Origin of the sequence: Amycolatopsis thailandensis (assembly GCF_042723255.1) — a bacterium.
Classification (GTDB): Bacteria; Actinomycetota; Actinomycetes; order Mycobacteriales; family Pseudonocardiaceae; genus Amycolatopsis; species Amycolatopsis thailandensis.
On the sequence record NZ_JBHXJK010000237.1, the window covers coordinates 1 to 7,705 of the forward strand.

Below are 7,705 nucleotides of genomic sequence, written 5' to 3' on the forward strand. Positions count from 1 at the left end.
GTCTGGGGGTGGTCTTCAATTTCCTAGGTATAGTCCCCATTAAACCACACACCCCTCCGGATCCGCTCGTGACCGGGGCAATCTCACGAGCCCGGTCACCACCCCGGGCTCGCGCGATGACGCGGCTCCAGCATCGACGGTCGCTGACGTGACACGCGTGCTTGTCAGCGGTGCGTGTCCTCCGGAGCAGGCGTCCGGCTCGCCAGGTTCGCCGACCACTCGGTCACCCGTCGCGCCACGTCCTGCGCGGTCAGCCCGACCCGGGCCAGCACCTCCTCGCGCGAACCGTGGTCGTGGAACACCTGCGGCACCGCGAGATCCCGCAGCGGGACATCGCATTCGGCGTCGCGGAACAGCGCGGCCAGCGCGGACCCGAAGCCGCCGTGGCGGCCGCTGTCCTCGACGGTCACGACGAGTTTGTGCTGCTCGGCCAGCGCGACCAGTTCGGCGGGCGCCGGGACGACCCAGCGCGGGTCCACCACGGTCACACCGATGCCCTGGTCGGCCAGCCGGTCCGCGGCGGCGAGCCCGAGCATGGCGAACGCGCCCACCGCGACGAGCAGGACGTCGGCGTCACCGGTGGGTTTGCGCAGCACGTCCACCACGCCGACGCGCTCGACGGCGGGCACGGAGTCGATCACGCCGCCCTTGGAGAACCGCAGCGCCGTCGGCCCGTCCTCGACCGCGACGGCCTCGCGCAGTTCCTCGCGCAGCGTGCCGGCGTCGCGCGGCGCGGCGACCCGCATGCCCGGCACCATGCCCAGCAGCGACAGGTCCCACATGCCGTGGTGGCTCGGCCCGTCCGGTCCGGTGATGCCCGCCCGGTCCAGCACCAGCGTCACCGGCTGACGGTGCAGCGCGACGTCCATCAGGACCTGGTCGAACGCCCGGTTCAGGAAGGTCGAGTAGACGGCGACGACGGGATGCTTGCCGCCCATCGCGAGACCGGCGGCCGAGGTCACCGCGTGCTGCTCGGCGATCCCGACGTCGTACCAGCGGTCCGGGTACGCCTCGGCGAACTTGTGCAGCCCCGTCGAGCGCAGCATGGCCGCGGTGATCGCGACGACGTCCTCGCGGTCGGCGCCGATCTTGACCAGTTCGTCGGCGAAGACGCCGGTCCAGCTCGGGCCCTTGACCGGCGGCAGGCCGGTCTCCGGATCGATCGGGTCGGTCTGGTGCATCTGGTCGGCCTGGTTGGTGACCGCGGGCTCGTAGCCGTGGCCCTTCTCGGTGACCACGTGCACGATGACCGCGCCGCCGAAGTCACGAGCGCTCTGGAAAGCCTTCTCCAGCGCGACGAGGTCGTGCCCGTCGACCGGGCCGAGGTACTTGAGGCCGAGGTCGGAGAACATCATCTGCGGGCTCAGCGCGTCCTTGAGGCCCGCCTTCGCCGCGTGCAGCGCCGCGTAGATCGGCTTGCCGACGATGGGCGTGTGCCGCAGCAACTCCTTGCCGCGGTCCAGAACGCGCTCGTAGCCCGGCTTGAGCCGCAGCGAAGCGAGGTGGTCCGCGACGCCGCCGATGGTCGGCGAGTAGGAGCGGCCGTTGTCGTTGATGACGATGACGACCGGACGGCGCGGGTTCGCGGCGATGTTGTTGAGCGCCTCCCAGCACATGCCGCCGGTCAGCGCGCCGTCGCCGACGACCGCGATCGCGTGCCTGCCGCCACCGCCGAGTTCGAACGCCTTCGCCAGACCGTCCACATAGGACAACGCTGTCGACGCATGGCTGTTCTCGACGAGGTCGTGCTCGCTCTCGCCGCGCGCCGGGTAGCCGGTGAGGCCGCCGAGCTGGCGCAGCTTGCCGAAGCCGTCATGACGGCCTGTGACGATCTTGTGCACGTACGCCTGGTGACCGACGTCCCACACGATGGCGTCGCTCGGCGAGTCGAAGACCCGGTGCAGCGCCATCGTCAGCTCGACCACACCCAGGTTCGGGCCCAGGTGACCACCGGCGAGCCGCACCTTCTCGACCAGGAAGTCGCGGATCTCCGCGGCCAGCTCGCCGAGCTGCTCCTGGTCCATCCGCTTCAAGTCGGCCGGTCCGTGCACGGACTCGAGCAACGTCACTCTCCCACCTCGCCTGGTTCCTCTTCCGCCGTTCCGGCCAGTCTACGGAGGGCGGCTGAGAGTCTTCCGTCCCCCGCGTCACGGGTCACATGTCAGAAAATCACCACACCACACCCGACGGTGTGAACATGGTCTCTTTTGCCAAGTAGCGGTCACGTCGGGTGCCCGCGATAATCCGAAATCGACGGTTGAGCAGGAGCCGGTTTCGGAGGGCTTGATGGCGGACTTTTTCATCGGTGGCGAATGGGTCGACGCGGTCGGCGGTGGTCGCCGGGAGATCCGCTGCCCCGCGGACGGGTCACTGGTCGCGGAAGTCGCCGAAGGCACCCGCGAGGACACCGAAGCGGCCATCGCCGCCGCGAGGAAGGCGTTCGACACCGGCCCGTGGCCCGCCACTCCCGCTCCCGAACGCGGTGACCTGCTGCTGAAGGCCGCCGACCTGCTCGACCGCGACGCCGGGGCGTTCGCCCGCGCCGAGTCGCTCGACACCGGGAAACGGCTGGTCGAGAGCGAATACGACATGGCCGACATCGCCGCGTGCCTGCGTTACTTCGGCAAGCTCGCCGCGAACGACGCCGGCCGCGTGGTCGACACCGGCAACCCGGACGCGTTCAGCCGCATCGTGCACGAGCCGGTCGGCGTCTGCGGGCTGATCACGCCGTGGAACTACCCGCTCCTGCAGACCATCTGGAAGGTCGCCCCCGCGCTCGCGGCGGGCAACACCTTCGTCCTCAAGCCCAGCGAGCTGACCCCGCACACCTCGATCATGCTGATGAAGCTGCTGACCGAGGCCGGGCTCCCCGGCGGCGTCGCGAACCTGGTGCTCGGCGCGGGCGCGCAGGCCGGGGCGCCGCTGTCCGAACACCCGGACGTCGACCTCGTCTCGTTCACCGGTGGCCTGGCGACCGGGAAGATCATCGCCGCCTCCGCCGCGTCCACCATCAAGAAGGTCGCGCTGGAACTGGGCGGCAAGAACCCGAACGTCGTCTTCGCCGACTCGGACTTCGACACCGCCGTCGACTACGCGCTGACCGCGGTCTTCCTGCACTCCGGACAGGTCTGCTCGGCGGGCGCGCGGCTGATCGTCCAGGAGGAGTGGCACGACGAGTTCGTCGCCGAACTCGTCCGGCGCGCCGAGTTGATCCGACTGGGTGGACCTTTCGACCCGAAGGCTGAAACCGGTCCCTTGATCTCCGCGGCCCATTTGGAAAAGATCGAACGTTACGTCGCCAGGGCGCTGGAAGAGGGCGCTGTCCTGCGCACCGGCGGCAAACGCCCGGACGATCGCGAACTCGCGAAGGGTCACTACTACCTGCCGACCATCCTCGACGGCGTGAAGCAGGGCAGCAGCGCCGTCGTCGACGAATCGTTCGGCCCGGTGCTCACCGTCGAGACCTTCACCGACGAGGACGACGCGGTCCGCATCGCCAACGACACGCACTACGGCCTCGCGGGCGCGGTCTTCACCTCGGACGCCTCCCGCGCCCAGCGGGTCGCGAACCGGTTGCGGCACGGCACGATCTGGATCAACGACTTCCACCCGTACCTGCCGCAGGCCGAGTGGGGCGGCTACAAGCAGTCCGGCTTCGGGCGCGAGCTCGGCCCGACCGGACTGGCCGAGTACGTGGAGGCGAAGCACATCTACCAGAACCTCCGGCCCGCACCACAGCGCTGGTTCTCCGGGGAGCATGCCGCATCCAACTGAAGACGGGAAACTGCCGATGAGCACTCCTTCCGATGACGGCCTGGCCGGTTTCGGCTACAAACAGGAACTCGAAAGAACACTCGGCAACTTCCACACCTTCGCCGCCGGGATCAGCTACATCTCGATCCTGACCGGCACCTTCCAGCTGTTCTACTTCGGCTTCAGCTTCGGCGGCCCCGCCTACTGGTGGTCGTGGCCGATGGTGTTCGTCGGCCAGCTGATGGTCGCGCTGTCGTTCGCCGAACTGGCGGCGCACTACCCGGTGGCGGGCTCGATCTACAACTGGTCGAAACGGCTCGGCAGCCCGCATGTGGCGTGGCTGGCGGGCTGGATGATGCTCACCGCGTCGATCGTGAGCATCGCGGCCGTCGCGCTGGCGTACCAGATCACGCTCCCCCAGATCTCGTCGTTCTTCTCCTTCTCCGGCGACAGCGCGGTGAACGCGGTCATCCTCGGCACCATCCTGATCCTGTTCACCACGCTGGTGAACGCGTGGGGCGTCAAGCTGATGGCGCGGATCAACAGCGCCGGGGTGTTCATCGAACTGGTCGCCGCGGTCCTGCTGATCGTGGCGCTCGCGGTGAACATCACGCGCGGGCCCGAGGTCGTCATGCAGACCAACGACACCGGCGCCGACCAGCCATGGGGCTATTTCGGGGCGTTCCTGGTCGCCTCGCTCGCGTCGACCTACGTCATGTACGGCTTCGACACCGCCAGCTCGCTCGGCGAGGAGAGCCACGACCCGCGCAAGAACGCGCCCAAGGCGATCCTGCGCGCCCTGATCGCGTCGTTCGTCATCGGCGGGCTGATCCTGATCCTGGCGCTGATGGCCGTCGGTGACATCAACAACCCCCAGATCGCCACGGGTGGCCTCCAGTTCATCGTCCTCGACGTCCTGGGCAGCACGATCGGCACGATCTTCCTGCTGGCGGTCGTCATCGCCATCACGGTGTGCAACCTGGCCGTCCAGTCGGCGTCGATCCGGATGATGTTCGCGATGGGCCGCGACAACAACCTGCCCGCCGGGAAGCACCTCGCGCGAGTGTCACCGAAGACGAAGACGCCGGTGATTCCCGCGATCGTGTCCGGGGTCATCGCGGTGCTGATCCTGGTGGTCAACGTCGGGCAGCCGCAGATCTTCACGGTGATCACCAGCATCGGCATCATCATGATCTACCTGGCGTACCTGCTGGTCACCATCCCGATGCTGGTCAAGCGTCTGCGCGGGCAGTGGCCGCCGCCGAAGGTGGAGGGCGCCAAGTACTTCTCCCTCGGCAAACTGGGGCTGCCGGTGAACATCCTCGGCGTGCTCTGGGGCGGCGCGATCGTGGTGAACCTGGCTTGGCCGCGGCGCGAGGTCTACAACGCGACCGAGCCGTATCACTGGTACCTCGAATGGGGGGCCGTGCTGTTCGTCGGCGCGGTGGCGGTCGTCGGTTTCGCGTATTACTGGTTCGTCCTGCGGCACAAGAGCGGCGTCCTGGCCGATCACGCCGCGGAAGCACATCCCGAGGAGGCAGCACAGTGACCGGAGAGTTCGACTACATCGTCGTCGGCGGCGGGACGGCGGGTTCGGTGGTCGCGGCGAGACTCTCGGAAGACCCGGACGTCACCGTGGCGCTGCTGGAGGCCGGACCGTCCGATGTGGACGATCCGGCGGTGCTGGAACTGACGAAGTGGATGGGCCTGCTGGAATCCGGTTACGACTGGGACTACCTGGTCGAACCGCAGGCCTCCGGCAACTCCTTCCTGCGGCACGCCCGCGCGCGGGTGCTGGGCGGCTGCTCGTCGCACAACTCGTGCATCGCGTTCTGGGCGCCCGCCGAGGATCTCGACGAATGGTCGTCGCTCGGCCTGCCCGGCTGGACGGCTCAGGACATTTTCCCGCTGTACAAACGTCTTGAGACCAACGACGGGCCTGGCGACCACCACGGCCGCTCGGGCCCGGTGACCATCCGGTCGGTGCCGCCGAACGACCCGACCGGTGTCGCGCTGTTGCAGGCCTGCGAGCAGGCGGGTATCCCGCGGACGGAGTTCAACTCCGGCAAGACCGTGACACACGGCGCGAACTGGTTCCAGATCAACGCGCGCGAGGACGGCACGCGCTCGTCGGCGTCGGTGTCCTATCTGCACCCGATCATCGGCAAGCGGCCGAATCTGGAGATCATCACCGGCGCCCGGGTCCGGCGGCTGCTGTTCGACGGCAAACGCTGCACCGGCGCGGAATACCTGGCCGACGACCTGATCCACGGTGTTCCGTTGCGGGCGCGGCGCGAGGTCATCCTGTCCTCGGGCGCGATCGACACGCCGAAACTCCTGATGCTGTCCGGAATCGGCCCCGCCGCGCATCTGCGCGAGGTCGGGGTGGACGTCCTGGTGGACTCCCCCGGCGTCGGCGAGAACCTGCAGGATCACCCGGAAGGCGTCATCCAGTGGGACGCGCTGCAACCGATGACCACGGAGTCGACGCAGTGGTGGGAGATCGGCATCTTCACCACCACGGAGGAGGGCCTCGACCGCCCCGACCTGATGTTCCACTACGGCTCCGTGCCGTTCGACATGAACACCCTGCGGCACGGCTACCCGACGACGGAGAACGGCTTCTGCCTGACGCCGAACGTCACCCGGTCGCGGTCGACCGGCACGGTGCGGCTGCGCAGCCGTGACTACCGGGACAAGCCGAAGGTGGACCCGCGCTACTTCACCGACGAGCACGACATGCGCGTGATGACCTACGGCATCAAACTGGCCCGCAAGATCGCCGAACAGCCTGCCCTGGACGAATGGGCGGGCACGGAACTGGCGCCCGGGCGGGACGTCAAGACCGACGACGAGATCGCGGACTACCTGCGCAAGACACACAACACGGTCTATCACCCCTCGTGCACCGCGAAAATGGGCGGCGACGGGGATCCCTCGGCCGTGCTGGACGCGCGGCTGCGGGTGCGCGGCGTCGAAGGCCTGCGGGTCGCCGACGGTTCGGCGATGCCGTTCCTGGTCGCGGTGAACCCGTGCATCACGACGATGGCGATCGGCGAGAAGTGCGCGGACATGCTGAAGGAGGACGCGCGCGCCTAGTTCTGCGTCGAAGGCCCCCTGGCTTCGGTCAGGGGGCCTTCTCTTTGCCCGAAAACCAGTGGAGTGGTTCTTTGGGCGCCGCTACCGTGCTGCCGGACCACGTCGTCGAGCCGAGAGCCTGCCGTTGTACACCCTGTGAGACCTCCCGAGCGCTGATTTCGTCGCGCGTCGCACCTCTGCGCCGCGCTTCCTTTTGCTGCGGATTTTCTCACTGGAACGGGTGTATTCCTGTGCTCGAAAACTGGGTGGTCGTTCCCACCTGCCTGCCTGTCGTCCTCCGCCGTTGCCATGTTTGCCCGTCCGGGCGTTTCCGGGCGAACGGCAAGTTCCGTGTCAACGCCAACCACAAGCTCCTCGATGCCTGGCTCCTCGTGCGCTGCGTCGCGTGCGGGGACACCGCGAAGCTCACGATCCTGGAGCGGGTGAACGTGCGCTCCGTACGGCCCCGGCTTTTGGTTCGGCTGCACGAGAACGACCCTGCTCTGGCGGCCGAACTGCTCGCCGATCCGGTCGTGCTGCGCCGTAACCGCGTCGCCCTCGATTGGGAGGGCGCCTGGCGGCTCTCCACCGGTGCCCCGTGTCACCAAGACTTTCGTGACGTCTCGGTTCGGTTCGCGGCGCGGATCCCCGTCCGGCCGGTGCGGTTGATCGCGGAAGGTTGCGGCCTTTCGCGGGCCGAAGTCGAGAGATTGATCGGAGAGGGGAAGGTGGTTTCGGCGGTGCGGTTGCGGGGGAAGGTCTCGGGCGGCTTCACCTTCACGCTGAAACGCTGAGGTCGCTTGGGGTGTCCGTTGCCGGTGGCAAGTCCGTGAAGGCCTCCTTGAGGGACTCTGGGTCCCTCAAGGAGGCCTTC

At 68.1% G+C, this 7,705-nt stretch carries 5 protein-coding genes; 4 read left to right on the forward strand and 1 reads right to left on the reverse strand.

Translation table 11 applies throughout. The features are described from left to right. Positions 1 to 164: 164 nt before the first annotated feature. Entirely contained in the window at positions 165 to 2,069 is a 1,905-nt protein-coding gene (gene dxs, locus ACFWMR_RS41840) for a 1-deoxy-D-xylulose-5-phosphate synthase (RefSeq protein WP_093932567.1), read from the reverse strand. 217 nt (positions 2,070 to 2,286) lie between these two features. Here dxs and ACFWMR_RS41845 point away from each other — a divergent pair, with 217 nt between their 5' ends. The 4 genes from ACFWMR_RS41845 to ACFWMR_RS41860 are packed head-to-tail and all read left to right on the forward strand — an operon-like array spanning position 2,287 to position 7,625. After that, positions 2,287 to 3,774, forward strand: coding sequence for an aldehyde dehydrogenase family protein (locus ACFWMR_RS41845; RefSeq protein ID WP_378382411.1), 1,488 nt, complete (start codon positions 2,287 to 2,289; stop codon positions 3,772 to 3,774). A 16-nt stretch (positions 3,775 to 3,790) separates the two neighbouring features. Continuing rightward, positions 3,791 to 5,302: an APC family permease gene (locus ACFWMR_RS41850; RefSeq protein ID WP_378382412.1), complete on the forward strand. Its 1,512-nt coding sequence runs from the start codon at positions 3,791 to 3,793 to the stop codon at positions 5,300 to 5,302. Further along, on the forward strand, positions 5,299 to 6,852 hold the full coding sequence (locus ACFWMR_RS41855) for a GMC family oxidoreductase (RefSeq protein WP_378382413.1): 1,554 nt from the start codon (positions 5,299 to 5,301) through the stop codon (positions 6,850 to 6,852). Before ACFWMR_RS41850 ends, ACFWMR_RS41855 begins: the two co-directional genes overlap by 4 nt. A 44-nt stretch (positions 6,853 to 6,896) precedes the next feature. Further along, the gene (locus ACFWMR_RS41860; RefSeq protein ID WP_378382414.1) at positions 6,897 to 7,625 is read left to right on the forward strand and encodes a DUF1062 domain-containing protein; all 729 of its coding nucleotides are present in this window, start codon (positions 6,897 to 6,899) and stop codon (positions 7,623 to 7,625) included. Positions 7,626 to 7,705: the final 80 nt, after the last annotated feature.